This window comes from Paenarthrobacter sp. FR1 (assembly GCF_051106045.1).
Lineage (GTDB): Bacteria > Actinomycetota > Actinomycetes > Actinomycetales > Micrococcaceae > Arthrobacter > Arthrobacter nitroguajacolicus_A.
On record NZ_JBPFSF010000002.1, the window covers coordinates 111,199 to 126,521 of the forward strand.

Annotated in this window: 12 protein-coding genes; 9 read left to right on the forward strand and 3 right to left on the reverse strand. The window is 64.2% G+C overall.

The annotated features are described in order from the left end of the window. Window positions 1-47 precede the first annotated feature (47 nt). The 8 genes from ACR30Z_RS05190 (at window position 48) to ACR30Z_RS05225 (ending at window position 11,014) form a co-directional block, all read left to right on the forward strand. Window positions 48-464: an acyl-CoA thioesterase gene (locus ACR30Z_RS05190; RefSeq protein WP_434371740.1), complete on the forward strand. Its 417-nt coding sequence runs from the start codon at window positions 48-50 to the stop codon at window positions 462-464. Window positions 465-544: 80 nt separating this feature from the next. Further along, window positions 545-1,309, forward strand: a complete 765-nt coding sequence (locus tag ACR30Z_RS05195; RefSeq protein WP_434371447.1) for a copper homeostasis protein CutC — start codon at window positions 545-547, stop codon at window positions 1,307-1,309. A 142-nt stretch (window positions 1,310-1,451) separates the two neighbouring features. Next, a complete protein-coding gene (locus tag ACR30Z_RS05200) occupies window positions 1,452-4,502 on the forward strand; it encodes a glycoside hydrolase domain-containing protein (RefSeq protein WP_434371448.1) in 3,051 nt (1,016 codons plus the stop codon). 1 nt (window position 4,503) lies between these two features. Next, window positions 4,504-6,441, forward strand: a complete 1,938-nt coding sequence (locus tag ACR30Z_RS05205; RefSeq protein ID WP_434371449.1) for a DUF5107 domain-containing protein — start codon at window positions 4,504-4,506, stop codon at window positions 6,439-6,441. A gap of 88 nt (window positions 6,442-6,529) precedes the next feature. Continuing rightward, window positions 6,530-7,132, forward strand: a complete 603-nt coding sequence (locus ACR30Z_RS05210) for a DUF1349 domain-containing protein (protein WP_434371450.1) — start codon at window positions 6,530-6,532, stop codon at window positions 7,130-7,132. A 75-nt stretch (window positions 7,133-7,207) separates the two neighbouring features. Beyond that, complete coding sequence (locus tag ACR30Z_RS05215; protein WP_434371451.1) at window positions 7,208-9,442, forward strand: McrB family protein; 2,235 nt, start codon at window positions 7,208-7,210, stop codon at window positions 9,440-9,442. A gap of 73 nt (window positions 9,443-9,515) precedes the next feature. Then, window positions 9,516-10,724: a 5-methylcytosine restriction system specificity protein McrC gene (locus tag ACR30Z_RS05220; protein ID WP_144648077.1), complete on the forward strand. Its 1,209-nt coding sequence runs from the start codon at window positions 9,516-9,518 to the stop codon at window positions 10,722-10,724. Window positions 10,725-10,759: 35 nt separating this feature from the next. After that, window positions 10,760-11,014: a PLD nuclease N-terminal domain-containing protein gene (locus ACR30Z_RS05225; protein WP_144647970.1), complete on the forward strand. Its 255-nt coding sequence runs from the start codon at window positions 10,760-10,762 to the stop codon at window positions 11,012-11,014. 3 nt (window positions 11,015-11,017) lie between these two features. Here the strand turns inward: ACR30Z_RS05225 and ACR30Z_RS05230 are convergent, their stop codons facing one another. Beyond that, window positions 11,018-12,688 (reverse strand): sensor histidine kinase, encoded by a 1,671-nt coding sequence (locus tag ACR30Z_RS05230; protein WP_434371452.1) that lies wholly within the window; start codon window positions 12,686-12,688, stop codon window positions 11,018-11,020. Between the two features lie 99 nt (window positions 12,689-12,787). On the opposite strand from ACR30Z_RS05230, the gene ACR30Z_RS05235 reads away from it, so the two are divergent. After that, a complete protein-coding gene (locus ACR30Z_RS05235) occupies window positions 12,788-13,525 on the forward strand; it encodes a response regulator transcription factor (RefSeq protein WP_144647968.1) in 738 nt (245 codons plus the stop codon). Here the strand turns inward: ACR30Z_RS05235 and fdxA are convergent. Together fdxA and ACR30Z_RS05245 are read right to left on the reverse strand one after the other, a co-directional pair. Next, complete coding sequence (fdxA, locus tag ACR30Z_RS05240; protein ID WP_144647967.1) at window positions 13,522-13,806, reverse strand: ferredoxin; 285 nt, start codon at window positions 13,804-13,806, stop codon at window positions 13,522-13,524. The genes ACR30Z_RS05235 and fdxA overlap by 4 nt on opposite strands. A 6-nt stretch (window positions 13,807-13,812) precedes the next feature. Next, entirely contained in the window at window positions 13,813-15,297 is a 1,485-nt protein-coding gene (locus ACR30Z_RS05245; RefSeq protein ID WP_434371453.1) for an aldehyde dehydrogenase family protein, read from the reverse strand. Between the last annotated feature and the right edge of the window lie 26 nt (window positions 15,298-15,323).

Sequence of the window (15,323 nt, forward strand, 5' to 3'; positions counted from 1 at the left end):
ATGCCCAGGATTCCATGACACCCCAGCGCATAGAGGTCCTCGTACCCATGCGCTGGGGTGACATGGACGCCTACGGACACATCAACAATGTTCAGATTGTGCGCATGCTCGAGGAAGCCCGCATCGCAGCCTTCGGGCCACCCCGCGGTGCTGGCCTTCCCGGCGTGGAGCCACCGGCGGCCCTTTTCAACGACGTTGAAGAGGGCACCATGACCCTGGTGGTGGAGCATAAGGTCCGGTATGTCCGGACACTGGAATACCGGAACGTTCCGGCGGTCGTAGAGATCTGGGTGGGCGCTGTCAAAGGCGCAAGCTTCGATCTCCACTACGTCATCAAGGACCCCGTCACGCGGGAGGACTGCGTCAAAGCCACCACTCACTTGGCTTTCGTCGCCGAGGCCAGCGGGCGGGTGCTCAGGCTCACCCCGGAACAAAAGGAAAAGCTCGGGCGCCACCAAGCCTGACGAGTTTTTGTACAGGTGATGCCCTCAAGGAGCCATCTTAGGGGCATTACCTGTACAAAAACTCCGCGTAGAGTTTCAGCATGAAACTTGAAATCGCCGTGGTCAGCGCTGCCGGTGCCGGTACGGCCGCCGCTGAGGGAGCCAACCGTATTGAACTGTGCAGCAGCCTTGAGCTGGGCGGAATCACGCCCAGCCAAGGGTTGATGGAAGCCAGCAAGGAGCACGTTGACGGCCGACTGGAAATCCATCCGCTGATTCGTTCCAGGCCCGGTGATTTCCGGTACTCGGCCTCCGACGTGGACACCATGGTCCACGAAATCCGCCACCTGCTGGCCCAAGGGGCGCACGGCGTGGTGATCGGAGCCCTCACTGCGTCCGGCGACGTGGATGTGCGGGCCGTGAAGCGCCTTGTGGATTCAGCCCGGGAGACCAACGCGGACGCCCAGTTGACGTTTCATCGAGCGATCGACCAGTCCCGTGATCCGTTCGCGGCATTGGATGAACTACTGGACCTCGGCTTTACAAGGGTCCTCACTTCGGGTCACCAAGCCACCGCGGGCGCTGGACTGGAAACCCTGTCCGAGATGGTGGAAAGGGCCGGCGGTGCCCTGGAAATCATGGCAGGCGGGGGACTGTCATTGGACGACATCCCGGCAATGCATGCAGCAGGCCTGTCCGCCGTGCACCTTTCTGCCAAGAAGACCATCTCCACCCTCGGCGACGGGGCTATTTCCCTTGGCGCCCACGATGGTGCCGACCCCACGGCGTACACCGTCACCGACCGCGACGTTGTGCGCGCGGCCAAGGCAAAAGTCAACGCGCTGAATCTGGCCACCTCTCACTAGCCCCGCTGTCCAGTGAATGGACCGAAAATGCCAGTGAGTACGCATCGTAATGACCCTTTACGATTCCAAGTAACACCGGGATGATGTAAGGATTCACCAACTCGGTGAAAAGCCCCGGAAGCTACCTTCAGGAGTCCCAGCGATGCCGCTGCCCTCGCCGGTTTCATCGGCCACCATTTCCCCGCCAGTAACCACCTCCCATGGCAAACCCGGCATTGGCCACCCGGAGGTGGAATGCGGAACCGGGACGTGGGACAAACTGCTGTTGGGAAATCACCGGTTCGTCATGGAAGTCCATGCTGGAAGCACCGGTGCTGCCCCGGCCCACAGGGTGGTCCTGCCATGGCGTCGGCAGGACAAAGACCCGTCAGCGGTGGAGGTCATCGTTGTTTCGGAAAAAACGGCATTGAGGGTCCGGAACGTCGTGGTGGAACAGGCAACCCGGGAGTCTGGAACCTTGGTGTTCGAAGCCATCGACGGTGCGGGCATCTATTTCGCCTACTACCTGCCCTACGCGATGCTGGGTAAACCCCACTATCCCCAAGCCCAGTACCTCCCGCGTCGTCTGGCCGCGGAGCCGGCCTGGGCGGCCGCCGTCGTGCGCTCTGCCTGGGCGCCCGAAGAGCAACCCGAGTTGCCCCACGCCAGCGTCCTCCGCTACGAGGCCGCCAGTGAGCGTGACTCCTTCGCGCCGATGAACTTCACGGCCCGCACGGACGAGTTGGAGCGGCTCCGCAGCGGTCATGCGGGCGAAGCCTTCCTGGTGTTCCCGGAGGACCGGCTCAATCCCATCTCCATGCGTGGGGACCTGCCGGCGCACTGGGTGATCAACGGACCGGCCGGTACCTTCCAAGCGCAGGCTCACGCCGGGGAAGACTACGTGGTCCAACTGGGGCTCTACGCACAGGAGGACCTGGAGGGCGTCACCGTGGAGGTGAGATCCCCGGCCGGCGGGCACTGCATCAATACCCACGGCGTGGACCGTCATGGCGCGCCTTGGCACAGGACGCTGGCTGTACCGGCGGGGGAGGTACAAGCCCTGTACGTGATCCTTCCCGTTCCCAAGGATGCAGCGGGAACCACTCTTTCCGCGGTCCTGACCATCGAAGCGGCCGGGTGCCACGCCCAAAACGTCGCGGTCACGCTGGACGTGGCCCCGGAATCAGATTCGACGATCCTGTCGGGAGATTTCGGCGACCCACGTCTGCTGCGGCGCCTCGCATGGCTGGATTCGCCGATGGCCCAGGACACGGAGCTCGTAGCACCCTTCACGGCCGTCACGGTGGATGTACCAAACCGGTCTTTGGCGATTCTCGGCAGGTCCCTCCGGCTCTCGGAATCGGGGCTTCCGGCTCAGGTGACGTCCACGTTCACTGCCGCTATGACGTCAACGGATGGTCCCGCCGTCGAGCTGCTTGACGCTCCAGTGAGCCTGGAAATAGACGGGGTCGGCTGGGAGTTTTCGCCGATCGAGTTCACCGTGGACGGTCCGGGCCGGGTTACTTGGCGCTGCCATTGGGCAGGTCGGACGGATGGCAAGACTCCGGTAGCGCTGGAACTGAACGGCGTTCTCGACGCCGACGGCGCAGTCACGTACGCCCTGCGCCTGACGCCGGAGGACACTTTGGACGTGAACGACGTCGGCCTGCAGCTTGGTTTCCACGAGGCTGCGGTTCCGCTCGCCATGGGGTTGGGTGTCCCGGGCGGTCGGCGGCCGGAAAGCCTGGACTGGACCTGGGAGGTGTCGTCGAAGAACCAGGACGCGCTGTGGCTGGGAGGCGTCAATGCCGGGGTTCAGTTAGCCCTGAGGGACGGCAGCTACGAACGCCCCCTCAACACCAACTTCTACAGGGAGAAACCGCTGGTGGAGCCGGTGTCGTGGGCCAACCGGCAGGAGGACGGCAGCGAAAGCACGGTCCGAGGCGGTGTCACCCTTCGGACTGCCGAGGGGAGCGTATCTGTCCGCGCGTTCAGCGGTGCCCGTACCCTCAAGGAAGGTAAGCCGCACGACTTCAATTTCCGTCTGCTGCTGACGCCGTTCAAACCGATCGAACCCGGAAAGCATCTGTCCAAACGTTACTTCCACGAGCCCGCCAACCCGGCACATATCAAAGCCGCGGGAGCCACTGTGGTCAACGTCCACCACGCCACGGCTCCCGCGCCCTACATCAATGACCCCCTGCTGACCCACGAATCGCTGAGGGAGTACGTTGCGGGGTGCCATCGAAACGGACTCAAAGCCAAGATTTACAACACGGTCCGCGAGCTCACGTTCCACAGCCCGGAGTTGCTGCCGCTGTTGCACTTGGACCACGAGATCTTCAGCGATGGTCCCGGAGCAGGCCACATCTGGCTGCAGGAGCACGCCGGACGTGGTTACGTCTCCGCATGGTTCGCCCCGAACGTGGAGGACATCGCCGTGGTGACCACGGGCGAGTCACGGTGGGAGAACTTCTATGTGCGGAGCCTGGCGGAACTGGCCAAGGGCGAGGATGGCATTGACGGCATCTACCTGGACGACATCGCCTATGACCGGCACGCCATGGCGCGCGTCCGCAAGGTCCTGGAAAGGGCCTGCAGGGAGAGGGGAGTGGAGGGCCCGGAGATTGACCTCCACTCCGCGAACCAGTTCACGGCCCACGACGGATACGCGTCATCGGCCAATCTGTACATGGAGCAGTTGCCGTATGTGGACAGGCTATGGCTGGGGGAATACTTCGACTACGACACCACCGATCCCGACTATTGGCTGGTGGAGTTGTCCGGCATTCCCTTCGGCCTCATGGGCGAGATGCTGGAGGGCGGTGGCAACCCGTGGCGCGGAATGGTGTTCGGTATGACCGGCAGGGCGCCTGCAGTGGATAACCGTCCGCTCTGGGAGTTCTGGGCCCGGCATGGCCTGGAACAGGCCCACATGCGTGGGTTCTGGGACCCCCACGGGCCAGTTACGGTAAGCCACCCGGACGTCCGGGCCACCACGTGGCTGACGGACCGGGGAATGGTTGTAGCGCTGGCTTCGTGGGCCGAGCAAACTGAGCATGTGACCCTGGATTTCGACGCCGGTGCTGCCGCCACGGGTGCCGTAACCAAAGCTCCGGCGATCCACGGCTTCCAGTCAGCCCGCAGCTACGCGCCGGGCGAAGCCATCACCATTGAGCCGCAGCGCGGCCTCCTTCTCACGATCGGATACTGACGTGGCAGACACAGCAACCTCCACCCTCACCGTCACCACTATCTCCCTGACCATGGCTGACCTCGGTCCGTTGAACCCCTTGCCGGTGGTCGCGGCGGAACTCGACCAGCCCTACACCGTGGGCGAGGGCGTGCCTGAAGACCTCCAGGCCTCAGCACGGTACGGTGTGGTGCCCAACGTGTACCCGTACCTGATGCAGGACGGTTACAGCCGTGAGGCGGCACCCAGGGAACTGCCCGCCGTCGTGCTTGAAAACAGCAAAATCAAGGTGACGGTCATTCCATCGCTGGGCGGCCGCATCTGGGAGCTGCTCGACAAAGCGACAGGTAAGCAGCTCCTCCACACCCACGATGCCCCGCAATTGGCGAACATCGCGCTGCGAAAGGCCTGGTTCGCGGGCGGCTTGGAATGGAACATCGGTACCCGCGGCCATTCGCCCACCAGTTGCGATCCCCTGCACAGCGCGATCGTCCATACCCCCGATGGCAAGCACATCCTGCGGGTGTGGGAGTTCGAACGGCTCCGCGAAGTGGTGTTCCAAGTGGACATCTGGCTCCCAGCGGACTCGCCCGTGGTGTTCGCTGCGGTGCGGATCCGGAACCCCAATGACCACGACGTTCCGATGTACTGGTGGAGCAACGCGGCCATCCCGGAGACCGACCGCACCCGCGTCATCGCCCCGGCGGACGAGGCCTACGGCAGCGATTACACCACCGATATCACCCGCGTCAGGCCCACCGCCCACGAAGGCTATGACGGCACCTGGCCGGTCAACAGCCCGCACGCGGCGGACTTCTTCTTCGACATCGACCCTTCCGAGCGCCGCTGGGTCGTGGCAGCAGACGACGACGGCGACGGGTTGGCGATGCTGTCCACGGGACTCCTGCGGGGAAAGAAGCTCTTCGTGTGGGGCCAAGGTCAGGGCGGCAAACGATGGCAGGAATGGCTGAGCCCCGGCGCCGGTCCTTACGCTGAAATCCAGGCAGGCCTCGCCCAAACCCAGTTCGAACACCTCGCCATGCCCGCCGGAGCGGAATGGGCGTGGGTGGAGGCGTACGGCAACGGACACCTGGATCCCGCAACCTCGCACAGCACCGACTGGGAGGCCGCAGTGGCCCATGCCAGTGAGCGTTTGGAAGCGCTCCTGCCCCACGAGGATCTTGAGGCGATGCTGCCGGAAGCCATCACCAACGCCGACGTACCGCCGTCGAAAATGCTGCTGCGCGGAAGCGGCTGGGGCGTTGTTGAGCGCGCGCGGCGGCAGAAAAGCGGCCATGGCTGGGTGGACGAAAGTGGAACTCCCTTCGTGGACGAAAGCCTCACGGGGGAGCAGGAGCCGTGGCTTGGCCTGCTGCAGGGAAAAGCGTTCGACGGCGCGCCCAGCTTCGTCATGGGGGCGGATTGGGAGGAGTTGCTGGCGGGGCAGGACAGCCCGGGGGCCAAGTTCCAGCTGGCCACCATGAAGCATGCCCGGCAGGACCTGGATGGTGCCAAGGAGTTGTACCGCCAGGTCCTTGCTGCCGCCGAGACAGTTCCCGGCGTCAAGGCTCTTGCGCACCGCGGGCTGGCGCTGGCCTTGCTCGCCGCCGCGAAGGACGCAGAAGGACTGGCTGAACTCCGCAGGGGCGTCGAGGCCGACTCCTCCAACACAGCACTGCTCACGGAGGCCGTGACGCTCAGCATCCGCCACGGTGACCCCGCCATGGCTCTGGAACTGGCGGAGTCGGCACCCACGGATGGTGCCGCCGTCGGACGTTTGCGTTTCCTGAAGGCGCTGGCGCTGGCACGAACCGGAAACCCCGGTGAAGCAGCCACGATCCTGAAGGCCGGTGTGGAGGTTCCGGACCTTCGAGAGGGCGAGGACGCCATAGCGGCGCTGTGGCAAGAGGTGTGTCCTGACGAGCCGGTGCCGGCCGCGTACCAGTTCGGAATGCATTGACGGGTGCCCCGGTGTGGCCTCCCGCACATCCGGGGCAACCTCTGAAAGCGTGTTCTGGACGAGTAAGCGACGACGAACGGAGCACGGATTGATTCCCGACATAGCAGGACTCCCGCCTTTGGAGTGGACGGCGTCCCCCGGTCACGCGAGCTATGACGACGCCGAGGGAACCCTGACGCTCACGGCAGCGCCCGGCGTCGATTGGACCAATGACTCCCTCGGTGGAGAACCGCAGCACGGGGCCACGGCGCTGGGCTTCCGCGCTCCAGCGGCTTTCTCGCTCTCGGCCCGGGTTCTGGTGGCCTCACCACGGACAACGTTCGACGCCGGTGTGTTGACTTTGTGGGCGGACAGCGAGCACTGGGCCAAACTGTGCTTTGAGTACTCGCCGCAGGGGGAGGCCATGGTGGTCAGCGTGGTGACCAACCAGTATTCCGACGATGCGAACGGACCCGTGTGGACTGCGCCCTGGGTCTACCTGCGCGTGAGCAGGGTGGGTTCCGCGTGGGCGTTCCACTCGTCCGCCGACGGCCGGGAATGGTCCTTCGTCCGCTTGTTCAGGTTGGCTACGGAGAAGCCGGTGCACGTAGGTTTCATGTCGCAGGCGCCCATGGGGCAGAGCTGCGAAGCCCGGTTCGACACCATCGAATTGAAGGACGAACCTCCGGCCGACTTGCGCGATGGCAGCTAGGCCGGGACGGTCTCCGCAGAGCAGCGGAGCTGTGGATATTCAGATGCTTAGGTAAGCCAAACAAGGTAAGTTGGCATGGTGACCCCCTCCGTGAAGCCTGCCATTGACCGCGCCCCCGGAATCTCCAAGGAGATCGAGGACGCGGCCTGGTATGTGCTCGGTCCGGCGTTGCAGGGGAGACCTTCGGCGCTGGACGGCAGGACACTGACGTGGACCGCGGATGCCGCCGGTGAGCTGCTCGAGAGGCTCGACCGCGGGGTGGAAGACTCCAAGGCTCCCATGATGACCAACCTGCGGCAGAACCTGGACGGAGCGTCCCGGGAAGCCAAGCTGCTTGCTGTGGAGTTGCTGTTCCTGCAGTCGCTGCCGCTCGCACATGAGGTCAAGTCCCTCAGGGTGAAGCGCGCCCGTGTGGCCGAGGCGGCGTCCTGGGTTGAGCCATCCATTGAGCTCCCGGAAGAACTCTACGAGGGCATGACGGACCACGGAGTGATCCGCGACCGCACCGCCGAATTCAACTGGACCATCTGGGACCACTTGAAGTGGCTGTGCCGCTTTGTGGTCCACGTGGACAGCCAAAGCACCGCCACCATCAGCCACGCGCTCGCGGACCCCCTGATGTTCCACGAACTCGCCGCAGGTACTCCCGAGGACCAGCCCGCCCTGCGCCGCAGCATCGAATACTTGGTGTGGCCCAGTTACTTCGAGCCCGTAGTGGCAGACGTTGAACGCCAAGAGATCCGGGATGCTTTTGCTTCGCTCGTGGGCGGAGCCAAGGGCGACTCGGACGAGGACATCACCGCGGACATCCACCGCATCCGCCTCCATTTGGATGAGCAAGCCGGGCAGCGCATCGACTGGTACGCCCGGCAGTTGGTGAGCCAATGGCGCAAGGTGGGTGATCCTGGTCGCCGCTCATGGCTGCTGCGCACTCATCATGACAATGCGGACCTCCTGGCGGCCTGGGTCGCCGAAGAGAAAGCCACGCTTGATGTGGAGCATCTGCGCACGCTCACCGCCGGCGTCACTGCGGGCGTCGTCCAGCATGCGGTGGACGAGGATTACAAGCACCTTGGCTATGTGGAACGCGAAGACACCAAGACGGCCGTCTTTGCCTTCCTCACCGTGATGAAGCCCGGGGACCTCACTCTGTACCAGCACGCCGGGCGCGTCCGGGTGGGCGTGGTCCTCGGCGAGCCCGAACACCACGAGGACAACCGCCGCATCCGCCGCAAGGTCCGTTGGTTCGATGACAGCTACGCCATCCCCGAGCTTCCCCGCCACGCCCAGCGCCAGTTGTCCACGCCCGGCATCCTCGTGGATGTCACCAGGGTCATCCAGGCCTTGCAGGAACTGCTCCCGGTGGAAGCCGAAACCGACGGCGACGACGAGGCGCCGCCCACCGCCCTCGTCGAGGTTGTCCAGCAGGGCTTCCGCCCGCTAACGGAGGAGTTCGCAGCATCCCTCCACATGGACCTTGAGCCACTCAAGGAGATCGCGGAACTGCTCGAAGAGAACCGGCAGCTGGTCCTCTACGGCCCGCCAGGAACCGGTAAGACGTACCTTGCCAAGCACCTCGCCGCAGAGCTCGCCGGTGACCACACCGACGAACGCGTGAAGCTGGTGCAGTTCCACCCGTCCTACGCCTATGAGGACTTCTTTGAAGGCTACCGGCCGGACAAGACCGACGACGGACAGGTCTCCTTCAAGCTCGTCGCCGGACCGTTGCGCCGGCTCGCCGAGGAAGCTGCAAAGCCCGAAAACTCGCACAAGCCGTACTTCCTGATCATCGACGAAATGAACCGCGCCAACCTGGCCAAGGTCTTCGGTGAGCTGTACTTCCTGCTGGAATACCGCGACGACCGCATCTACCTGCAGTACAGCCCCAACGAGCCGTTCAGCCTGCCGGACAACCTCTACATCATCGGGACCATGAACACGGCAGACCGTTCCATCGCCATGATGGACGCCGCCATCCGGCGCCGTTTCGCGTTCATCGAACTGCACCCCAACGTGGAGCCGGTCCGTGGTTCACTGCGCCGCTTCCTCGAAGCACGCGGGCTGGACACGCTCAATGCCGACCTCCTGGATGCGCTCAACGCCGCAATCGACGATTGGGACCGGGACCTCATGATCGGGCCGTCCTACTTCATGAAGAGCGCAGCCCAGAACCCCACCGGGTTGCGCCGGATTTGGAAGTACGAGCTCATGCCGTTGCTGGAGGAGCACTACCACGGGCAGCTGAACCGCGCCCAATTGGAGGAACGCTTCGGCCTGGACCAGCTGCTGGGACGTCTTGCGGCCCGCTAACGCCATCCCGCCGAAGCCTGGCAGGGCGCCTGCCAGCGCCGGCCGGGCCACCGCGGGTCCCCGGCACATCGTCATGGACGAGCTCTCCGGCGGTGTGGTGGACAAGCTCGATCCCGAGTCGGCGGCGTTCATCAACTCCAGCGGCCTGGCCAAGGCGTCGCCCATGGGCATGGGCCTTTACCGGATTGAACCCGTAGGCAAAGTGGGCTCGGTGCGCACTGCCTCAGTGCAACTGGAGGTCCGGCCCAAGGACAGGCTTGGGCTCAGCCGCCTTCTCTTCCTGCTGAGCTACGCCGGGGACCAGGGCTTCCGGGACCATTCCGTGGAGGCCGTGGAGCATCCGGATCTGTGGAGCGCACTGGCGGAGTCGCTGGCCCAGTTGGCGGACAGGGCCCTCAGCCGAGGCGTCCTGCAGGGCTACCTCACGGTGGAGGAGTCGTTGCGCACCGTCAAAGGCCGCATCCGCATCTCGGACCAGATCTCACGCCGTCCCGGCATGATGGTGCCGTTGGAGGTGTCCTACGACGAATTCACGGAGGACATTGCCGAGAACCGAATCCTTCGGGCTGCCCTGGAACGGATGGGGCAGGTGCCAGGTGTTCGGCCGGACGTGCTGAGCCGCTTGCGGCAGCTGAAGGGAAAGCTCGACGCCGTCACCCGCCTTCAGTCCGGAGCGCCGCTGCCGCCGTGGCGGGCCAGCCGGATGAACCTCAGGTACCACGCCGTGTTGCGGCTGGCCGAAGTCATCCTCCGCAACGCTTCCGCGGAAGCCGGAATGGGGAAACAGCAGACCGCTTCCTTCGTGGTGGACATGGGGCAGGTTTTCGAAGAATTCGTGGGCACCGCGCTGCGCAGCGCCATGGCTGCCCACCCCGGGGAGATGCGGCTCCAGTATGGCGCGCTGCTCAATGAGGCCGTCCATGACTCGGACCGCCTCACCGTCCGTCCCGACGCCGTCCACTTCCTGGGCGGTCGGCCCGTGGTGGTCTATGACTCCAAGTACAAAGCAGCTTCCGACGCCGGCGCCTCGCTGAGTGCCGACCACTACCAATTGCTGGCGTACTGCACGGCGCTCCGGGTCCCCACCGCTTGGTTGGTGTACGCCGGTTCGGGGGACGTGAAGTTGCGGCGCATCCTCAACACAGACATAGACATCGTGGAGTATCCGCTGGACCTGTCCCTGCCGCCGTCGGAAATCCTCGCAGCAGTGGCGGACCTTGCAGAGCAATCGTGGGGTGAAGTAGTTCGCCAAGCTGTGGCGGGTCGCGCGGCGTCGGACTAGCCTGAGACATACACCGTTCGCTGATTGGAGGCATCATGGCCCGCAAGAAGACGTGGCGCGATATGGGGAAAGGCCAGCGCATCTCAGTCATGGTCAGCGGCGTGATGAACCTGGCGTTGCTGGTGGCTGCCCAGCGCAGCATCGCCAAGACCCCGGACTCGAACATCAGGGGCAAGAAAGCAGTGTGGCGCGCGGTCTCGTTCATCAACTTCTTCGGCCCCGTCAGCTATTTCCTGTTCGGCCGCCGTCGGGACGCCGTCACGCCCACACCGGCAAGCCAACAACGCTGAACTTCAAGCGGGCATCTTCACCGTAAAGGTGGTGCCTCGCCCGGGTTCGCTCTCCAGCGTGATGGTGCCACCGTGGGCTTCGACGATTGCCTTGCTGATGGGCAGCCCCAGGCCCACACCGGGAATGGTGCTGTTGCGCACTCCGCCGGCGCGGAAGAACTTGGTGAAGGCCTCTGCCTGTTCTTCCTCGTTCATGCCCATGCCCGTGTCCGTGACCCGGCAGAACACAAAGTCCTGGTCCTCCCAGGCAGCTACTTCCACATCCCCGCCGTCCGGGGAGTACTTGATCGCGTTGGACACCAGGTTGTCCAGGACCTGCGCAATGCGGGATGAGTCCACGTGCGCTTCCAGAGCATCGGGAAGGTCCATGGAGAGCCGGATGCCGGCTTTGGCTGCGCGGGGTTCGGCGGAGGTAACGCTGCCGCGTACCAGCTCTGCCACGTCCACGGCATGCGGCTGGATGGCGATCTGTCCCGAACGCACGGCCAGGAGGTCGGAGACCAGGGTGAGCAGGCGTTCGGCATTGCGCCTGACGATGTCCAGCTGCTTGCGTGACCGGCCGTCAAGGACGTCGGGATCGTCGAGGATGAGCTCGACGTAGCCCAGGATGGACGTCAACGGCGTGCGGAACTCGTGGGAGACGTTGGCTACGAAATCATCCTTGGCAGCCAACGCGTTCACCAGGTCCGTGACGTCACTGAACACCACCACGGAGCCGGCGAACTTTCCGGCATCGTCCACCATGGGCCTGGCGCTGGTGGTGAAGGCGCGCTGCTCCGGTCCTGCGCCGAGCCACACGAGTTGGTCGGTGAACCGTTCTCCCAGGACGGCACGCCGCACGGGCCGACGGTCCGCAGGCAAGGGGGTGGTCTTGTCCGTGTCGAAAACCAGCAGCTGGGATTCGTTGGGGTCGTCGTTGTCCGGGGGAGTGGCCAAAGTATGGGTCTGGCGCTGGCGCCGGTTCATGAGGATGTCATGCCCCTCGCCGTCGACGGCCACTACACCCAGCGGCAGGGCCTCCATGACAGTGTTCAGGAGTCGCTCCTGTTTGGTGCTGACGTCCAGTGCTTCCTTGAGGGCCTCGTCCTTTTGCTCCAAGGCTCGCTGCTGGCGGACCATGCTTAGGGTCAGGACGCTGACGGAAACGCCGATGCCCAGAATAAGTATGGGGAAGAGCAGGGGCTTGGTGAGGGCCTGTTCCGTGACGGCGCCCCCGAGGAAGAGCGGAACCCAGACGATGCCCAGCGGGCCCAGGAAGGACATGGCGATGGCCAGCCTCGGATACAGCCCCGACGCGCACAACCAGATGACAGGCAGGACCACCAGGACACTGAGGCCCGTGAGTGCCTCCTGACCTCCTTCCCGTCCGAAACCGATCGAGACCATGTCCAGTATGGGAATGACCAGGAAGCTGGCGAAGGGCAGCCGGTGCCACGGCACAACAATGCACACCGCCAACAAAAAAGCCTGACTCAGAAGGAAGATCAGGAACAAAGGATTTTCGAGCGTGGCCGGGAAAAACAGCCACACCAGAATGGCCGAAAGACAAACACACACGGACAACGGCAGTTGGCTGAGGACAACACGCATTCTCAAGGTATGTTCGTGGAACGAGCGCTGAAAGACCAACAGTTTCTTCTTGTCACCAATATCCCAAGTGGAGGGGTGGGTCATGGCAAAACCACCACGGATGCAGAAGAAAGTCGGTTCATGAGATCAGCCTAACCATAATGGATATACTTCTGAGGTTATCGAAGGGGCTGAGGGGCAGCGATGAGTGAAGTACGTGTGGGGCTGGTCATTGAAGATGACCAGGATATTCGCGAGCTGGTAAGGGTGGTTCTTTCCCAAGCGGGGTTCGACGTCCATACTGCGTCCACGGGATCCGCAGGCGTAACGTCGGCGCGCGAACTGAATCCGGACGTTATTACTTTGGACCTCGGCCTTCCGGACATCGACGGTTTTGAAGTAGCCCGCCAAATCCGTAAATCCTCGGACGCCTACATCATCATGTTGACGGCACGCGCCGAAGAGCTCGACACCCTCATGGGCCTTGAAGCCGGTGGTGACGATTACCTCACCAAGCCGTTCAGGCCGCGCGAGCTGCGCGCCCGTGTTGAGGCCATGATGCGGAGGCCCCGCACGTCGTCGGACTCCAAGAGCGTCGCGGAAGAAGTGGATCCTGAGGTGAGCCACAACGGCCTTGCCGTCTCTGCGGGTTCACGTACTGCTGTCCTGAACGGAACCGAACTGAAGCTCACCCGGACCGAATTCGACCTCCTGTTGGCCCTGCTGGAAACCGGGCGGATCGTCCGGACCAAGGCCGACCTCGCCCGCCGCCTCCGCAATGAACCATACGACGTCGGCAGTTACGTCAGTGACGCGGACGAGCGTGCCGTTGAGGTACACATGGGGAACCTGCGCAAGAAGCTCGGCGACAGCATCCAGGCACCGCGATGGCTGGAGACAGTTCGCGGCGTGGGATACCGGCTGGCCCCCTCCAACAACTAGCCAACCCGCAAGGGTTCGGCCGCGACCACAGGATGGTCGCGGGCCGAATCCTCGAAGAACTCCGCGTTCGCCCGCACGTAGTCTGCCCACTCGTCCGGGACGTCGTCCGCGTAGTAGATCGCCTCGACAGGACACACGGGATCGCACGCGCCGCAGTCCACGCACTCCGATGGGTGGATATAGAGCGAGCGTTCGCCCTCGTAGATGCAATCCACCGGGCATTCGTCAATGCACGCCTTGTCTTTGACATCCACGCAGGGCTGGGCGATCACGTAGCTCATGGCGTGCTAAATACCCGTGTATACGGTTTTGCCCCACGTGAAGAAGTCCAAGGCGGACCGTCCTTGTTCGCGGAACGTGTTGGTGGAGGAGTCCTTCACGCCGCCGAACGGGACGTTAAGGTCCAGACCCGCCGTGGGACGGTTGACCTTCACCACGCCGGCCTGTGCTCGGGCGGCAAAGTCCGTTGCGAGGGCCAGCGAGTCCGTGCAGATGCCGGCGGTGAGGCCGTAGCGGGAATCGTTGATGGCAGCGAGGCCTGCTTCATAGTCGGGCACCTCAAGCACGGCGACTACCGGCCCGAAGATCTCCTCCGTCACGGCCGCGTCATCAAACGGCAGGTCGGTGAGAATCGCCGCCGGGAAGAACAGCGGGCCGCTGGGATCGCCGTCGACATTACCGTGCAGCAGCGTCGCACCGCGTTCGACGGCGGTCCGCACCGCAGCCTGGTCCTGCTCGAACTGCTGCCTGCTCACCACGGCGCCCATACGGACAGCGGGATCAAGGCCATACCCGGTGGTGTAGGCCGCAGCCTCTTCGGTGAGCGCCTGAAGGAACGCTGCACGAATGCCCGGGGTGACGTACACACGGGAGGTCGCCGTGCAGGCTTGGCCGGTCAGTCCGAAAGCACCCGCAGCGACTACCTGCGCGGCGTTGCGGGCGTCGGCGTCATCGAGGACCAGGACGCCGTTCTTGCCACCCATTTCCAGTTGGACGCGGGCACGGCGGGCATTGAGGATGTCCTGCAGCCCAAGGCCCACGTTGGTGGAACCGGTGAAGGACAGCCCTGCGATGCGGGCGTCGCGGGCCAGGGCGTCGCCCACCACGCGGCCCTTGCCGTGCACGACGTTGAATACGCCCGCGGGCAACCCGGCATCCTGGAGGGCGCGCGCCAAGTGTGTCGCGGACAACGGGGTCAGCTCGGCAGGTTTGATGACTACCGCGTTCCCGCTGATCAGGGCCGGAGCGGTCTTCCACGCCGGGATGGCGATGGGGAAGTTCCACGGCGTAATCAGGCCCACCACGCCCAACGCCTCACGGCGAGTGGTGATGGTGGTGTCCGGCAGGCCGCTGGGCAGTACCTCACCGGTAGCAGCCCAGCCGAGGGAGCCGAAGAAGCGCAGCACGTCCGAGGCACGCTTGACCTCGCCCTTGGCCTCAGCCAGGGTTTTGCCTTCTTCGCGGACCAAGTCCTCGGCGATGGCAGCCTGGCGTTCCATGAGCAGGTTGCCGGCCGCTATGAGGATGGCGCCGCGGGACGGTGCGGGGAGGGTCGCCCACGCTGGCTGTGCTGCTGCCGCGGCGGTAATGGCCGCGTCAACGTCATCGGCTGTGCCGCTGGGGGAGAGGGCCGCGGCTTCGCCTGGCCGCGCCGGGTTCATCCGCTGGGTGTCAGGTTCACCGAGCCATTCGCCGTTGATGAGGTGTTGGGCAGTGATGTCCTGCTGGGAGGTGAGGCTCTTCGCTTCGGGGGCAAGGGCTGTGAACGTCATCGTTTTTCCTTTGAAGAATAGTGGGG

What these genes read in the sequence shown, in the direction of transcription:
- ACR30Z_RS05235 (WP_144647968.1), top strand. Translation starts at nt 12,788, where the DNA reads ATGAGTGAAGTACGTGTGGGGCTGGTCATTGAAGATGACCAGGATATT.
- ACR30Z_RS05245 (WP_434371453.1), bottom strand. Translation starts at nt 15,297, where the DNA reads ATGACGTTCACAGCCCTTGCCCCCGAAGCGAAGAGCCTCACCTCCCAG.
- ACR30Z_RS05230 (WP_434371452.1), bottom strand. Translation starts at nt 12,688, where the DNA reads ATGACCCACCCCTCCACTTGGGATATTGGTGACAAGAAGAAACTGTTG.
- ACR30Z_RS05225 (WP_144647970.1), top strand. Translation starts at nt 10,760, where the DNA reads ATGGCCCGCAAGAAGACGTGGCGCGATATGGGGAAAGGCCAGCGCATC.
- fdxA (WP_144647967.1), bottom strand. Translation starts at nt 13,806, where the DNA reads ATGAGCTACGTGATCGCCCAGCCCTGCGTGGATGTCAAAGACAAGGCG.
- ACR30Z_RS05215 (WP_434371451.1), top strand. Translation starts at nt 7,208, where the DNA reads ATGGTGACCCCCTCCGTGAAGCCTGCCATTGACCGCGCCCCCGGAATC.
- ACR30Z_RS05195 (WP_434371447.1), top strand. Translation starts at nt 545, where the DNA reads ATGAAACTTGAAATCGCCGTGGTCAGCGCTGCCGGTGCCGGTACGGCC.
- ACR30Z_RS05220 (WP_144648077.1), top strand. Translation starts at nt 9,516, where the DNA reads ATGGACGAGCTCTCCGGCGGTGTGGTGGACAAGCTCGATCCCGAGTCG.
- ACR30Z_RS05190 (WP_434371740.1), top strand. Translation starts at nt 48, where the DNA reads ATGCGCTGGGGTGACATGGACGCCTACGGACACATCAACAATGTTCAG.
- ACR30Z_RS05200 (WP_434371448.1), top strand. Translation starts at nt 1,452, where the DNA reads ATGCCGCTGCCCTCGCCGGTTTCATCGGCCACCATTTCCCCGCCAGTA.